Below are 13,198 nucleotides of genomic sequence, written 5' to 3'. Positions count from 1 at the left end.
CGGCAGCTCCCGGGGCCCACGCACACGGCCCTGCACGGGCCTCCTCGTCAAAGTCCCGCAGAAGGGGCGCCCCCGAGCGGGGTGAGTGAGCCGGCCTGTCCGGCGTCTTCCGCGGCCGCCTCCTCGCGTACTCGCACCCGGCGCAGAGTCGCCGTCGTCAGGACCGCCGCGCCGACCAGAATCGCCGCACCCGCGATCGCCGCACCCTGCATCCCCTGCGTGAACGCCTCCCGTGCCGCCGTAGCCAGGGCGTCTCCCGCGCGCCCCGGCAGTCCGTCGGCGACGGCCAGCGCGCCGCCCAGCGTCTCGTGGGCCGCGGCCGGGGCCGAGTCGGGGACACCGTGGCGGTAGACGGCGGTGCCGATGGAGCCGAGGACCGCCATGCCGAGCGCCCCGCCGAACTCCGTGCCGGTCTCCATCAGCGAGGACGCCGAGCCCGCCCGCTCCACCGGCACGGTGCCCAGGGCCAGGTCCATCAGCTGGGACATCACCATGACGATCCCGGACGCGAGGACGCCGCACGCGGTGAGCACCAGCCACATCGAGTCCGTACCGGCGAGGGCCAGCAGGCCGTAGCCGCACGCGGCGATCGCGAAGCCGGCCGTGACGACGTGGGCGCGGTGCACGCCCCGCTGCACCAGCGAGGTCGCCACCGGGGCGGCGAAGCCGATCGGCACCGAGGGCAGCAGCGCCCACAGGGCCGCCTCCATCGCGCTCTTGCCGAGCACCGACTGCAGGTACTGCGTGGTGAAGAACGCCGAGCCCATCATCCCGAAGGCCGACACGAGGTTCAGCGTGACGGCCGGGGCGAAGCCGTGTCCGCGGAACAGCGCCGGGGAGATCATCGGTGACGCCGTCGTGCGCTGCCGGTGCACGAAGAGGGCCGCGAAGAGCAGACCGACGGTGACCGAGACGACGTAGCGGACGTTCCAGCCCTCGGAGGGGATCTCCTTGAGGCCGTAGACGACGGGGAGCACCGCGGCCATGGACAGCGGGACGCTCGGCCAGTCGAAGCGGCCCGGGGCCGGGTCCTTCGACTCGGGCAGCAGGAACGGGCCGAGGACCAGCAGCAGCGCCATCGCGGGCAGGTTGACCAGGAAGACCGAGCCCCACCAGAAGTACTCCACCAGGACCCCGCTCAGCACCGAGCCCAGTGCCACGCCGGCCGTCATCACGCCGGACCACAGGGCGATGGCCTTCGCGCGCTGGGCCGGGTCGGCGAACATCGTGCGCACCAGGGCCAGCGTCGACGGCATCAGGGTCGCGCCGCCGATGCCGAGGACGGCGCGGGCCGCGATCAGGGTCTCGGCGCTGTTCGCGTACGCCGCCACCAGGGAGGCCGTGCCGAAGGCCGCAGCGCCGGCCAGCAGCAGCCGCCGGCGGCCGATGCGGTCGCCGACGGAGCCCATCGTCATCAGCAGGCCGGCCAGGACGAAGCCGTAGATGTCGAAGATCCACAGCTGCTGGGTGCCGGTCGGCTCCAGGTCCGCGCTGATCGCCGGGATAGCGAAGTAGAGGACCGAGACGTCCATCGAGACCAGGAGGAGCGGAAGCATCAGTACGCCCAGCGCGGTCCACTCGCGACGGCCGGCCAGGGACGGGTTCGTTGTCATGCGAGAGACTGTACGCACGTCTTATACGCTTGTCTAGAACGATCGTATGGAAAGGTTGTTTAAGACGTCCGTATGGACAGATGGTTAGGGTGACGGCATGGGACACCGTGAGGATCTGCTCGAAGGCGCCAAGCGCTGCCTGCTGGAGAAGGGGTTCACGCGCACGACCGCGCGGGACATCGTCAAGGAGTCGGGGACCAACCTGGCGTCCATCGGCTACCACTACGGGTCGAAGGACGTCCTGCTCGCCCAGGCGTACATCGAGCTGATCGAGGGGATGGGGGGCGCCTTCGAGGGGGAGGGCCCCGCTCTGGACGACACCGAACCGGGCTCGGTCGAGCGGTTCCGGCAGGTGTGGTCCAACATCATCGGCACCATGCGCGAGCCCGGCTCCGTCTGGCGCCTCAGCATGGAAGTGCTGGTCATGGGCGACCGGATGCCCGAGCTGCGCAACCACCTCGGCCGCGCCCAGCGCGAGGCGGGACGCGGCATCATCCCCCTGCTCATGGGCGGCAGGGAGGAGGACGTCACGGACGAGACGACGGACACCCTGGGCGCGTTCTACGTCACCCTGATGACCGGCCTCATCGCCCAGTGGAACTTCGACCCGAAGAGCGCCCCCGACGCCGACGCGCTGACCGAGGGCCTGCGCCGGGTGATCGGGGCCGCTACAGGCGACGCGCCTTGAGCGCCATGTGCAGCAGCAGCCGGTCCTCGCCGTCGTCCAGGTCCAGGCCCGTGAGCTGTTCGACGCGGGACAGCCGGTAGTAGAGCGTCTGGCGGTGGACGCCCAGTTCGGCGGCGGTGCGGCCGGCCTGGCCCGCGCAGTCCAGGTACACCTCCGCCGTGCGGGCGAGTTCGCGGTGGGCGGGGGAGAGCAGTGCCCGTACGGCGGGATCGTCGGCGGAGCGCGGGGGCAGCGAGGTCAGCAGGCGGAACGCCCCGATCGACGTCCACTGGGCCACCGGCCCGAACCGTGCCTCCGCCCGCGCCGTCCGGGCCGCCGCCGACGCCTCCGACCAGGCCGTCCCCAGGTCGGCGAGGCCCGTGCGCGGCGCGGAGACACCGGCCGCGATGCCACCCGCCGGCCCGCCCCGGCCCGTGGCCGCCCCAGCCCGCTCCATCAGCCGCCCCGCCGCCGACGTCGCCGGGCTCCGCACCTCCGCCGAGCGCAGCCGGACCAGCAGCGCCAGCGACACGGCCGAGGCTCCCCACGGCACCGTGCACAGTGCCGTGGCGCCCGGGACCGTACGGACCGACGGCGCGTCGTCGGGGTCGGCCGAGGGCCAGGGCGCCACGCACACCACCGCGTGCGGGGTCTCGGCCCGGGCGCCCAGCGCGCTGCGCAGCTCCGCCACCGCCATGTCCCGCTGCCAGTCCCGCTCCGCCGTCAGCACCGCCCGCAGCTCCCGGCTCAGGTCCGCGCCGTGCTGCGCCTCGTCGGCGAGCAGTGCGCCGATCCGCGCCGTGACCTCCATGGCCGCCGCCAGCTGCCGGTCGGTCGGCCCCGGGTCGGTGTCCAGCAGCCAGACATAGCCGAGGACCACACCCCGATGGCGTACCGGCAGACAGGTGCGTCCCCGGTACACCCCCGCCTCGGGGGTCGGCGGGATGCGGACCGGGCCGGTCGCGCGGGTGATGCCGAAGCTCTCGAACCACGCCCGGACCGCGGCGGTGGAGCGGCGGGTGAGGATCGAGCGGGTGCGCACCGGGTCCAGGGCGGAGGGGTCCAGGTCGCCCTCGCTGTCGTACGCGCCGAAGGCGATCAGCTCGAAGTCGCGGTTCTCCAGGGTCGCGGGCGCGCCCAGCAGCTCGGAGAGCTCGTCGACCAGCTCCTGGTAGTCACCCTTCGAATCCGTCGTCACCCGGGCATTCTGCCGCATTTGAGCGCCGCCTTCATACACATGTCTGAGATCCGCGGCACGGATGCGTGACAGCTGTCGATGGTCGACGATCGGGGGGATCCTTAGATTTCACGGTGGTTCTCCGTGCCGTTCCCCCTACGTCGGGCAGCGGCCCCTGTGTTGGTTGGTAAGTGGAGGTGCCCCGTGCTGGGTCCCGTGATTCTCGCCGCGTCGCGCAGCGACCGGATGCGCCGTCTCGTCTCGGCCGCGCCCGTGACCAAGCCGGTCGTCGACCGGTTCATCCCCGGCGAGACGGTCGACCAGATCGTGCCGATCGTCCGGGACCTCACCGATCAGGGCCTGGAGCTGACGATGGACGTCGTCGGCGAGGACATCACCACCCCCGCGCAGGCCGAGGCCGCCCGCGACGCCTACCTGGAGCTGATCGACCGGCTCAAGCCGCTGGAGCTGGGCACCCGCGCCGAGATGTCGGTCAAGCTGTCGATGTTCGGCCAGGCGCTGGACGCCGGCCACGAACTGGCTGCCGCGAACGTCCGCCCGGTCGTCGAGGCCGCCGCCGAGATCGGCACCACGGTCACGCTCGACGCCGAGGACCACACCACCCTCGACTCGATGTTCGCCATCCACGAGGAACTGCGGAAGGACTTCCCGCAGACCGGCTGCGTCATCCAGGCCTACCTCTTCCGCACCGAGGCCGACGCGCGCCGCCTCGCCGACAGCGGCTCTCGCGTACGGTTGGTGAAGGGCGCCTACAAGGAGCCCGCAGAGGTCGCGTACCAGCAGCGCCACGAGATCGACAAGGCGTACGTCCGCATCCTGCGCACCCTGATGGAGGGCGAGGGCTACCCGATGATCGGGTCGCACGACCCGCGCCTGATCTCCATCGGCCAGGAGCTGGCCCGCACCGCCGGGCGCAAGCTCGACGAGTACGAGTTCCAGATGCTGTACGGCATCCGCGGCGACGAGCACCTGCGGCTCGCCGCCGAGGGCCACCGCATGCGCGTCTACACCGCCTACGGCACCGACTGGTACGGCTACTTCATGCGCCGTCTGGCGGAGAAGCCGGCCAACCTCCGGTTCTTCGCCAGGAGCGTGATCGGCCATGGCTGATACGTCCGGGCTGTGCCGCGGTGACTGCCGGGGGTCCGGGGGTCGCCCCCCGGGAAGGCACAGCATGCGCCGTCTGGCGGAGAAGCCGGCGAACCTCCGGTTCTTCGCCCGCTCGATGGTCAGCAAGGGCTGAGCCCACCCGCTCGCAAGACCGCTCAGTAAAGGAGTAACGGAACCCATGGACGCTGTGACCCAGGTCCCCACCCCCGTCAACGAGCCGGTGCACGGCTACGCGCCCGGTTCGCCCGAGCGTGCCCGTCTGGAGGCCAAGCTCAAGGAGCTGGCCGACAACCCCGTCGACCTGCCCTGCACCATCGGCGGTGTGAAGCGGATGGGCGGCGGTGAGCGCTTCGACGTCGTGCAGCCGCACAACCACAAGGCGCGCCTGGGCACCTACGCCAACGCCACCCAGCAGGACGCCCAGGACGCGATCGACGCCGCCCTGGCCGCCGCCCCCGCATGGCGCGCGATGTCCTTCGACGACCGCGCGGCGATCATCCTGCGCGCCGCCGAACTGCTGTCGGGTCCGTGGCGCGAGACCATCGCCGCCTCCACCATGCTCGGCCAGTCCAAGACCGCCCAGCAGGCCGAGATCGACAGCCCCTGCGAGCTGATCGACTTCTGGCGCTTCAACGTCCACTACGCGCGGAACATCCTGGCCGAGCAGCCGCCGGCCAACTCCCAGGGCGTGTGGAACCGCATGGACCACCGCCCGCTGGAGGGCTTCGTCTACGCGATCACGCCCTTCAACTTCAGCGCGATCGCGGCCAACCTGCCCACCGCCCCGGCCCTGATGGGCAACGTGGTGGTCTGGAAGCCGTCCCCGACCCAGACCCACGCCGCCGTGCTGCTCATGCGGCTGCTGGAGGAGGCCGGGCTGCCCAAGGGCGTCATCAACCTGGTCACCGGCGACGGCATCGCGGTCTCCGAGGTCGCCCTGGAGCACCGGGACCTGGCGGGCATCCACTTCACCGGCTCGACCAGGACCTTCCAGCACCTGTGGAAGACGGTCGGCAACAACATCGAGAAGTACCGCACCTACCCGCGCCTGGTCGGCGAGACCGGCGGCAAGGACTTCCTCGTCGCCCACCCGAGCGCGGACCACGCGGTGCTCAAGACCGCGCTGACCCGCGGTGCCTTCGAGTACCAGGGCCAGAAGTGCAGCGCCACCTCGCGCGCCTACATCCCGGCGTCCATCTGGAACGACGGGTTCAAGGAGGAGTTCGCCGCCGAGGTCGACTACCTCACCATGGGTGACGTCACCGACCTGTCGAACTTCATGGGCGCCGTCATCGACGAGCGGTCCTTCGCCAAGAACAAGGCGGCCATCGACCGCGCCAAGGCCGACGAGACCTGCACCATCGTCGCGGGCGGCTCCTACGACGACTCGGTCGGCTACTTCGTCCGCCCGACCGTCGTCGAGTGCACCGACCCGGAGAACGAGGTCTTCCGCACCGAGTACTTCGGCCCGTTCCTCGCCGTCCACGTGTACGACGACAGCGCCGACGACGCCTACGACGCGATGCTGACCCAGATGGAGTCGGTGTCGGACTACGCGCTCACCGGCTCGGTCGTCTCCAACGACCGTGCGGCGGCCGCGTACACGATGGAGAAGCTGCGCTACGCGGCCGGCAACTTCTACATCAACGACAAGTCGACCGGTGCCGTGGTCGGCCAGCAGCCCTTCGGCGGCGGCCGCGCCTCCGGCACCAACGACAAGGCCGGTGCGCCGCAGAACCTGATGCGCTGGACGCTGACCCGCGCCATCAAGGAGACGCTGGTCGCGCCGACCGACTACACGTACCCGCACATGGGCTGACACCCGCGCGCGAACGGCGTCCCGACGGGCCAGGTCGTCCGACCCGGCCCGTCGGCGTGTCCGGGGCCCTTCGCGTGCCCGCCTAGCCGGGCATCTCCGTCCGTTCCCACCACTCGTAGACCGGCAGCCGGCCCCCGGCGGTGTCCGCCTCGCGGCCGGCGGGCCGGAAGTGCTCGTAGCCGTTGCGCAGTTCGATCTTGACGTCCTCGCCGGGGGGCGGGGCGGGGACGATCCGCTCGGGCAGGTCCTGCGGGCCGCCTTCGAGAAGTGCCTTGGCCGTGTCGGTCATGCCCGCACCGTTCCCGCTCCGGCGCCCCGGTGCCACCTGCCGGGGCCAAGGATCAGCCGTGTGGTCGACCGGAGACGGCCGACCGGTGAGTTCGCAGGTCAGCGCCGTGTGACCGAGTCCACCGTCTCAGATAGTAGGAAGTCCGAGTAATTGTGGAGACAGACACGGCGGGCTCCCTTAACTTTGTAGGAGCCGAACGTCCCGCTCGATCGAGCGAAGGGCGGCCGTGAGTCCGTGCCCCGTGCAGGCAACCCCTGCGGCACCGTGCTCCCCGCCCCTTCCGGCCTCACGCAATCCCCTTTCTCCGCACCCCGTGTGCTGTGCCGAAGGAGTCGATTCCCATGGCCGAGACCACCGCCCGCCGCCGAGTCCGCCACCTCTCCCGTACCAGCGACTCCGACCGCAAGAACGCCGCGGCCGCCCTGCAGCGCGCCCTCGACCGCCGGGACAACGGCGGCGCCACCGGCCACTGAACCGCGCGGACGACCCTGGCGTCCGCATGCCGGACGCCTCGTGTCATCCCGTGGGACGAGGAGTAGGGTGCCGCCATGGCTCGCAGCATCAATCTCGCAGTAATTCCCGGTGACGGCATCGGCCAGGAGGTCGTGGCCGAAGGTCTGAAGGTCCTCTCCGCCGTCCTTCCGCAGGATGTGAAGCTGGAGACCAAGGAGTTCGACTTCGGCGCCCGGCGCTACCACGCCACCGGTGAGACCCTCACCGACGCCGACCTCGACGCCCTCAAGGCGCACGACGCCATCCTGCTCGGCGCGATCGGCGACCCGTCGGTGCCGTCCGGCGTGCTGGAGCGCGGCTTCCTGCTCAAGCTCCGCTTCGCCTTCGACCACCACGTCAACCTGCGGCCGAGCAAGCTCCTGCCCGGCGTCGCCACCCCGCTCGCAGGCCAGCCCGAGATCGACTTCGTGGTCGTCCGCGAGGGCACCGAGGGCCCCTACACGGGCAACGGCGGCACCATCCGCAAGGGCACCGAGCACGAGGTCGCCACCGAGGTGTCCGTCAACACGGCCTACGGCGTCGAGCGCGTCGTCCGCGACGCCTTCGCCCGCGCTCAGGCCCGCTCCCGCAAGAAGCTCACGCTGGTCCACAAGAACAACGTGCTGACCTTCGCGGGCCACCTGTGGACCGACGTCTTCAACAAGGTGGCCGCGGAGTACCCCGAGGTCACCACCGACTACATCCACGTCGACGCCGCGACCATCTACCTGGTCACCGACCCGGCCCGCTTCGACGTGATCGTCACCGACAACCTGTTCGGCGACATCATCACCGACCTCGCCGCGGCCGTCTCCGGCGGCATCGGCGTCGCCGCCAGCGGGAACATCAACCCGTCCGGGGCATTCCCCTCGATGTTCGAACCGGTGCACGGCTCCGCGCCCGACATCGCCGGCCAGGGCAAGGCCGACCCCACCGCCACGGTCCTGTCCGTCGCCCTGCTGCTGCGTCACCTCGGATACGAGGCCGGGGCGGCCCGCATCGAGGACGCGGTCGCTGCCGACCTCGGCGAGCGCGGCGGCCTGCCCGCCCGCTCCACCTCGGAGATCGGCGACGCACTCGCCGTACGAGTAGCCGGCTGACACCCGCCGCGCCACTCGATCGAATCCGTTTCGAAGCCGCCGGGTCCAAAAACAAGGCACCCGGCGGCTTTCTCCTGCGTCCGCCAGGTGCGACCATCGAACCCTGGGCCGCAGTCACCCCGTTTCGCCCCTCGTGGGCCGCGCGCGATAATCGGACGCGAAGCCGCGATTCGAGGGAATGCCCGGACGTCCTGGCACCGGCCACCGGCCGTACGGGCGTGACCGCGGCCCGTCACAACCGACACCGGTACCGCACATCCCGGGGGACGGCCCCCGGACCCCGGCCGGACACGGACGCCGCCCGCACGTCTGCCAGGAAGCGAAGGACATTCACCTCATGACGACGCCCACAATCGAGCTCAAGCCCTCCGCCAACCCGCTCTCGGACTCCGAGCGCGCGGCGATCCTGGCCGGCCCCGGGTTCGGCCGCCACTTCACCGACCACATGGTGACGATCAAGTGGACCGAGGGCCGCGGCTGGCACGACGGCCAGCTCGTGCCGTACGCGCCGCTCTCCCTCGACCCGGCCACCATGGTCCTGCACTACGCCCAGGAGATCTTCGAGGGACTGAAGGCCTACCGGCGGCCCGACGGCTCCGTCGCCACCTTCCGCCCGGAGAAGAACGGCGCCCGCTTCCAGGCCTCCTCGCGCCGCCTGGGCATGCCCGAGCTTCCGGTCGACACCTTCATCGAGGCCTGCGACGCGCTGGTCAAGCAGGACGAGAAGTGGGTCCCGGCGCACGGCGGCGAGGAGTCCCTGTACCTGCGCCCCTTCATGATCGCCACCGAGGTCGGCCTGGGCGTCAAGCCGGCCAACGAGTACCTCTTCCTCGTCATCGCCTCCCCGGCCGGCGCCTACTTCCCGGGCGGCGTCAAGCCGGTCTCCATCTGGGTCTCCGAGGACCGCGTCCGCGCCGTCCCCGGCGGCATGGGCGACGCCAAGACCGGCGGAAACTACGCGGCCTCCCTGCTCGCCCAGGCCGAGGCCGCCGCCAAGGGCTGCGACCAGGTCTGCTACCTCGACGCCATCGAGCGCAAGTGGGTCGAGGAACTGGGCGGCATGAACCTGTACTTCGTGTACGGCGACAAGATCGTCACGCCCACCCTCACCGGCTCCATTCTCGAGGGCGTCACCCGTGACTCCCTCCTCACCGTCGCCCGCGACCTCGGCTACGAGGCGGAGGAGGGCCGCGTTTCGGTCGACCAGTGGCAGCGCGACTCGGAGAACGGCACCCTCACCGAGGTCTTCGCCTGCGGCACCGCGGCCGTGATCACGCCGGTGGGCACGGTCAAGCGGAGCGGTGCCGAGTGGCAGCAGAGCGGGGGCGAGACGGGTGAGGTGACGCAGCGGCTGCGGGACGCGCTGCTGGACATCCAGCGCGGGACCGTCGAGGACACGCACGGGTGGATGCACACGCTGGCCTGACGCGGTCCGTCCGGGGGCCGGCCCCGCCGGGGGCTTTGCCCCCGGCCACCCGGCCCCGACAGCAGGAAGCCGCAGTCCGCCCCGAGCGGTTCCGGCAGTCCTGGCCGGCGTGATCCGGACGCCCACCGCTCGCATCCTGAGACGGACGGTGAGCGCAGGACGGAATGTGCCAGACTTCCCCCGTGCTCTCGTTCGCCATGATTATTGGCAGCAGGCGCGCCGGTCCGCAGTGACCACCACGTACGACCAGGTACGGGTGGACACCGTCGTCCTCGACCCGCGCGCAGACCTCTCGCACCCGCGAGAGGTTTTTCGCTTTCCTGGCCCACCCCGAGCCGGGAAGAGAGCGCGAGGGATCATGGAGGAACGGTGGAACCGGTCATTCCGGTAGACCGAGATCCCATACAGGAGCCTTCAGATCATGACCGAAACCAGCGAACTCGACGATTCGTTCCACGTCTTCGACACCACCCTGCGCGACGGCGCGCAGCGCGAGGGCATCAACCTCACGGTCGCGGACAAGCTGGCCATCGCACGGCACCTGGACGACTTCGGTGTGGGCTTCATCGAGGGCGGCTGGCCCGGCGCCAACCCGCGGGACACCGAGTTCTTCGCCCGCGCCCAGCAGGAGATCGACTTCAAGCACGCCCGGCTGGTCGCCTTCGGCTCCACCCGCCGCGCGGGCGCCACCGCCGCCGAGGACCACCAGGTCAGGGCACTGCTGGAGTCCGGCGCCGAGGTGATCACCCTGGTCGCCAAGTCGCACGACCGGCACGTCGAACTGGCCCTGCGCACCACGCTGGACGAGAACCTGGCGATGGTCGCCGACACGGTCTCCCACCTCAAGGCCCAGGGCCGCCGGGTCTTCGTCGACTGCGAGCACTTCTTCGACGGCTACCGCGCCAACCCCGAGTACGCGAAGTCGGTCGTACGCACCGCCTCCGAGGCCGGTGCCGACGTCGTCGTCCTGTGCGACACCAACGGCGGCATGCTCCCCGCGCAGATCCAGGCCGTGGTCGCCACGGTGCTCGCCGACACCGGCGCCCGGCTCGGCATCCACGCCCAGGACGACACCGGCTGCGCCGTCGCCAACACCCTCGCCGCCGTCGACGCGGGTGCGACCCACGTCCAGTGCACGGCCAACGGATACGGCGAGCGGGTCGGCAACGCCAACCTGTTCCCGGTCGTGGCCGCCCTCGAGCTGAAGTACGGCAAGAAGGTGCTGCCCGAGGGCCGGCTGCGCGAGATGACCCGCATCTCCCACGCCATCGCCGAGGTCGTCAACCTCACCCCCTCCACCCACCAGCCCTACGTGGGCGTCTCCGCCTTCGCCCACAAGGCCGGCCTGCACGCCTCCGCGATCAAGGTCGACCCGGACCTCTACCAGCACATCGACCCCGAGCTGGTCGGCAACACCATGCGGATGCTGGTCTCCGACATGGCCGGCCGTGCCTCCATCGAGCTGAAGGGCAAGGAGCTCGGCATCGACCTCGGCGGCGACCGCGAGCTGGTGGGCCGGGTCGTGGAGCGGGTCAAGGAACGCGAGCTGGCGGGCTACACCTACGAGGCCGCCGACGCGAGCTTCGAGCTGCTGCTGCGCGCCGAGGCCGAGGGCAGGCCGCTGAAGTACTTCGACGTCGAGTCCTGGCGCGCGATCACCGAGGACCGCCCCGACGGCAGCCACGCCAACGAGGCCACGGTCAAGCTCTGGGCCAAGGGCGAGCGCATCGTCGCCACCGCCGAGGGCAACGGCCCGGTCAACGCCCTGGACCGGTCCCTGCGCGTCGCCCTGGAGAAGATCTACCCGGAGCTGGCCAAGCTCGACCTGGTCGACTACAAGGTCCGCATCCTGGAGGGCGTGCACGGCACCCAGTCCACGACCAGGGTCCTCATCTCCACGTCGGACGGCGCGGGGGAGTGGGCCACGGTGGGCGTCGCGGAGAACGTCATCGCCGCCTCGTGGCAGGCCCTGGAGGACGCCTACACGTACGGGCTGCTGCGGGCGGGGGTCGCACCCGCCGAGTGAGGAAGGCCCCCTATGTCTGATTGAGGGACATTCGGGTACGCCGAACGTATGAGCGGCGTTCGTGTGCAGGTCCTCATACGTCTCCTGGTCGCGCCGGTCGTGGCCGCGCTGGCGGTGCTGCTGACCGGTGCGTCCGGTGCGTCCGGTGCGCCCGGCGTCCAGGCGCAGACCGATGTCTCCGAGATCGGCGCGGCCCTGCGCGAGAGTCCCGTGTACGTGGACCCGGACGCCTCGGACCTGCTGTCGAAGTCCGACGCGGACGCGCTCGCCGACAAGATCGAGGACGCGGGCGACCCCGTCTTCGTCGCGGTCCTCCCGGCCGGGTACCCGACCGAGAACCTCTTCCAGAACCTCCGCACCGAGACCGGCATCACCGGTCTGTACGGCGTCCGCCTCGGCGACCGCTTCGACGCCCGCGCCGACAGCAGCGTGCTGAGCCGCCAGGGCGTGCACAACCTCGTCACCGCGGTCCAGGGAGCTGGTGATCCCAAGGCCCAGCTGAACGACTTCGTCGACGACGCGCTGCGCAGCGTGCGCGGCTCGGCCCCCTCCTCCTGGGACTCCGGCGGCGGCTCCGCGCCCACGGGCGCCCTGATCACCGCCGGTGCGGTGGTGGTGATCGGCGGCGCGGGCGTCTACGCGCTGTCCCGGCGCAACCGCCACCGCCGCGAGCAGGAGCAGCGGGAGTCGCTGGAGCGGCTGCGGGTGGTGGTCGACGAGGACATCACGGCGTTCGGGGAGGAACTGGACCGCCTGGACTTCCACCCGGCGGAACCGGGCGCCGACGACGCGATGCGGGCCGACTACGAACGCGCGCTCGACGCCTACGAGCAGGCGAAGGCGTACATGGCGGACGCCCGCAAACCGGAGGACGTGCGGGCCGTCACCCAGGCGGTGGAGGACGGCCGTTTCTCGCTCGCGCAGCTCGCCGCCCGGCGTGAGGGCAAGCCGCTGCCCGAACGTCGTCCGCCCTGCTTCTTCGACCCGCGCCACGGCCCGTCGGTCGCCGACGCCACCTGGACCCCGCCGGGCGGCACGACCCGCCAGGTCCCGGTCTGCGCCGCCGACCGGGCCCGGCTGTCCGACGGACGGGACCCGATGATCCGCGAGGTGGACACCGAGTACGGCCGCCGCCCCTACTGGGACGCGGGCCCGGCCTACGGACCCTGGGCGGGCGGCTACTTCGGCGGCGGCATCCTGCCCGGTCTGCTGGTCGGCACCATGCTGGGCAGCGTGATGGCCGGCCCCGCCTACGGGGCCGGCTACGGCACCGGATACGGCGACTTCGGCGGCTACGAGGGCGGCGACGTCTCGGGCGGCGACTTCGATCCGGGCGACTTCGGGGGCGGCTTCGGCGGCGGTGACTTCGGTGGTGGCGGCGGCTTCGGCGGTGGCGGCGGAGACTTCGGCGGCGGCTTCTGAGGCACGCGCGACGGGGCGTCGGCCCCTGGCCGCCTG

The 13,198-nt window shown here is 71.3% G+C and carries 11 protein-coding genes; 8 read left to right on the top strand and 3 right to left on the bottom strand.

Annotated elements, in window-relative coordinates:
• Positions 1 to 47: 47 nt before the first annotated feature.
• Positions 48 to 1,613, bottom strand: a complete 1,566-nt coding sequence (locus ACIQFU_RS19555) for an MFS transporter (RefSeq protein ID WP_402552996.1) — start codon at positions 1,611 to 1,613, stop codon at positions 48 to 50.
• 97 nt (positions 1,614 to 1,710) lie between these two features.
• Between ACIQFU_RS19555 and ACIQFU_RS19550 the strand changes: the two genes are divergently transcribed.
• Positions 1,711 to 2,301: a TetR/AcrR family transcriptional regulator gene (locus ACIQFU_RS19550; protein WP_402552995.1), complete on the top strand. Its 591-nt coding sequence runs from the start codon at positions 1,711 to 1,713 to the stop codon at positions 2,299 to 2,301.
• On the opposite strand, the gene ACIQFU_RS19545 is transcribed toward ACIQFU_RS19550, so the two are convergent.
• Positions 2,282 to 3,496: a PucR family transcriptional regulator gene (locus ACIQFU_RS19545; protein ID WP_402552993.1), complete on the bottom strand. Its 1,215-nt coding sequence runs from the start codon at positions 3,494 to 3,496 to the stop codon at positions 2,282 to 2,284. The genes ACIQFU_RS19550 and ACIQFU_RS19545 overlap by 20 nt on opposite strands.
• 165 nt (positions 3,497 to 3,661) lie before the next feature.
• Here ACIQFU_RS19545 and ACIQFU_RS19540 point away from each other — a divergent pair, with 165 nt between their 5' ends.
• Both ACIQFU_RS19540 and pruA read left to right on the top strand, forming a co-directional pair.
• Positions 3,662 to 4,588: a proline dehydrogenase family protein gene (locus ACIQFU_RS19540; RefSeq protein WP_402552991.1), complete on the top strand. Its 927-nt coding sequence runs from the start codon at positions 3,662 to 3,664 to the stop codon at positions 4,586 to 4,588.
• Between the two features lie 178 nt (positions 4,589 to 4,766).
• Positions 4,767 to 6,407: an L-glutamate gamma-semialdehyde dehydrogenase gene (gene pruA / locus ACIQFU_RS19535; RefSeq protein WP_402552990.1), complete on the top strand. Its 1,641-nt coding sequence runs from the start codon at positions 4,767 to 4,769 to the stop codon at positions 6,405 to 6,407.
• 82 nt (positions 6,408 to 6,489) lie between these two features.
• Here the strand turns inward: pruA and ACIQFU_RS19530 are convergent, their stop codons facing one another.
• Complete coding sequence (locus ACIQFU_RS19530; RefSeq protein WP_402552989.1) at positions 6,490 to 6,696, bottom strand: DUF5988 family protein; 207 nt, start codon at positions 6,694 to 6,696, stop codon at positions 6,490 to 6,492.
• Between the two features lie 341 nt (positions 6,697 to 7,037).
• Here ACIQFU_RS19530 and ACIQFU_RS19525 point away from each other — a divergent pair, with 341 nt between their 5' ends.
• The 5 genes from ACIQFU_RS19525 to ACIQFU_RS19505 all read left to right on the top strand — a co-directional run bounded on the left by ACIQFU_RS19525 (position 7,038) and on the right by ACIQFU_RS19505 (position 13,162).
• Positions 7,038 to 7,169 carry a hypothetical protein gene (locus tag ACIQFU_RS19525; protein WP_365548567.1) on the top strand — a complete coding sequence of 44 codons (132 nt, stop codon included), beginning with the start codon at positions 7,038 to 7,040 and terminating at the stop codon, positions 7,167 to 7,169.
• 75 nt (positions 7,170 to 7,244) lie between these two features.
• Complete coding sequence (locus tag ACIQFU_RS19520) at positions 7,245 to 8,288, top strand: 3-isopropylmalate dehydrogenase (RefSeq protein ID WP_402552987.1); 1,044 nt, start codon at positions 7,245 to 7,247, stop codon at positions 8,286 to 8,288.
• 337 nt (positions 8,289 to 8,625) lie between these two features.
• On the top strand, positions 8,626 to 9,714 hold the full coding sequence (locus tag ACIQFU_RS19515) for a branched-chain amino acid aminotransferase (RefSeq protein ID WP_402552985.1): 1,089 nt from the start codon (positions 8,626 to 8,628) through the stop codon (positions 9,712 to 9,714).
• A 421-nt stretch (positions 9,715 to 10,135) separates the two neighbouring features.
• Positions 10,136 to 11,740, top strand: a complete 1,605-nt coding sequence (cimA, locus tag ACIQFU_RS19510) for a citramalate synthase (protein ID WP_402552983.1) — start codon at positions 10,136 to 10,138, stop codon at positions 11,738 to 11,740.
• A 48-nt stretch (positions 11,741 to 11,788) separates the two neighbouring features.
• The gene (locus ACIQFU_RS19505; protein WP_402552982.1) at positions 11,789 to 13,162 is read left to right on the top strand and encodes a hypothetical protein; all 1,374 of its coding nucleotides are present in this window, start codon (positions 11,789 to 11,791) and stop codon (positions 13,160 to 13,162) included.
• Positions 13,163 to 13,198: the final 36 nt, after the last annotated feature.

Origin of the sequence: Streptomyces sp. NPDC093065 (assembly GCF_044754585.1) — a bacterium.
GTDB lineage: Bacteria > Actinomycetota > Actinomycetes > Streptomycetales > Streptomycetaceae > Streptomyces.
This window is presented reverse-complemented; position numbering and strand designations above follow the sequence as displayed.

What these genes read in the sequence shown, in the direction of transcription:
- ACIQFU_RS19555 (WP_402552996.1), bottom strand. Translation starts at nt 1,613, where the DNA reads ATGACAACGAACCCGTCCCTGGCCGGCCGTCGCGAGTGGACCGCGCTG.
- ACIQFU_RS19550 (WP_402552995.1), top strand. Translation starts at nt 1,711, where the DNA reads ATGGGACACCGTGAGGATCTGCTCGAAGGCGCCAAGCGCTGCCTGCTG.
- ACIQFU_RS19545 (WP_402552993.1), bottom strand. Translation starts at nt 3,496, where the DNA reads ATGCGGCAGAATGCCCGGGTGACGACGGATTCGAAGGGTGACTACCAG.
- pruA (WP_402552990.1), top strand. Translation starts at nt 4,767, where the DNA reads ATGGACGCTGTGACCCAGGTCCCCACCCCCGTCAACGAGCCGGTGCAC.
- ACIQFU_RS19530 (WP_402552989.1), bottom strand. Translation starts at nt 6,696, where the DNA reads ATGACCGACACGGCCAAGGCACTTCTCGAAGGCGGCCCGCAGGACCTG.
- ACIQFU_RS19525 (WP_365548567.1), top strand. Translation starts at nt 7,038, where the DNA reads ATGGCCGAGACCACCGCCCGCCGCCGAGTCCGCCACCTCTCCCGTACC.
- ACIQFU_RS19520 (WP_402552987.1), top strand. Translation starts at nt 7,245, where the DNA reads ATGGCTCGCAGCATCAATCTCGCAGTAATTCCCGGTGACGGCATCGGC.
- ACIQFU_RS19515 (WP_402552985.1), top strand. Translation starts at nt 8,626, where the DNA reads ATGACGACGCCCACAATCGAGCTCAAGCCCTCCGCCAACCCGCTCTCG.
- cimA (WP_402552983.1), top strand. Translation starts at nt 10,136, where the DNA reads ATGACCGAAACCAGCGAACTCGACGATTCGTTCCACGTCTTCGACACC.
- ACIQFU_RS19505 (WP_402552982.1), top strand. Translation starts at nt 11,789, where the DNA reads ATGAGCGGCGTTCGTGTGCAGGTCCTCATACGTCTCCTGGTCGCGCCG.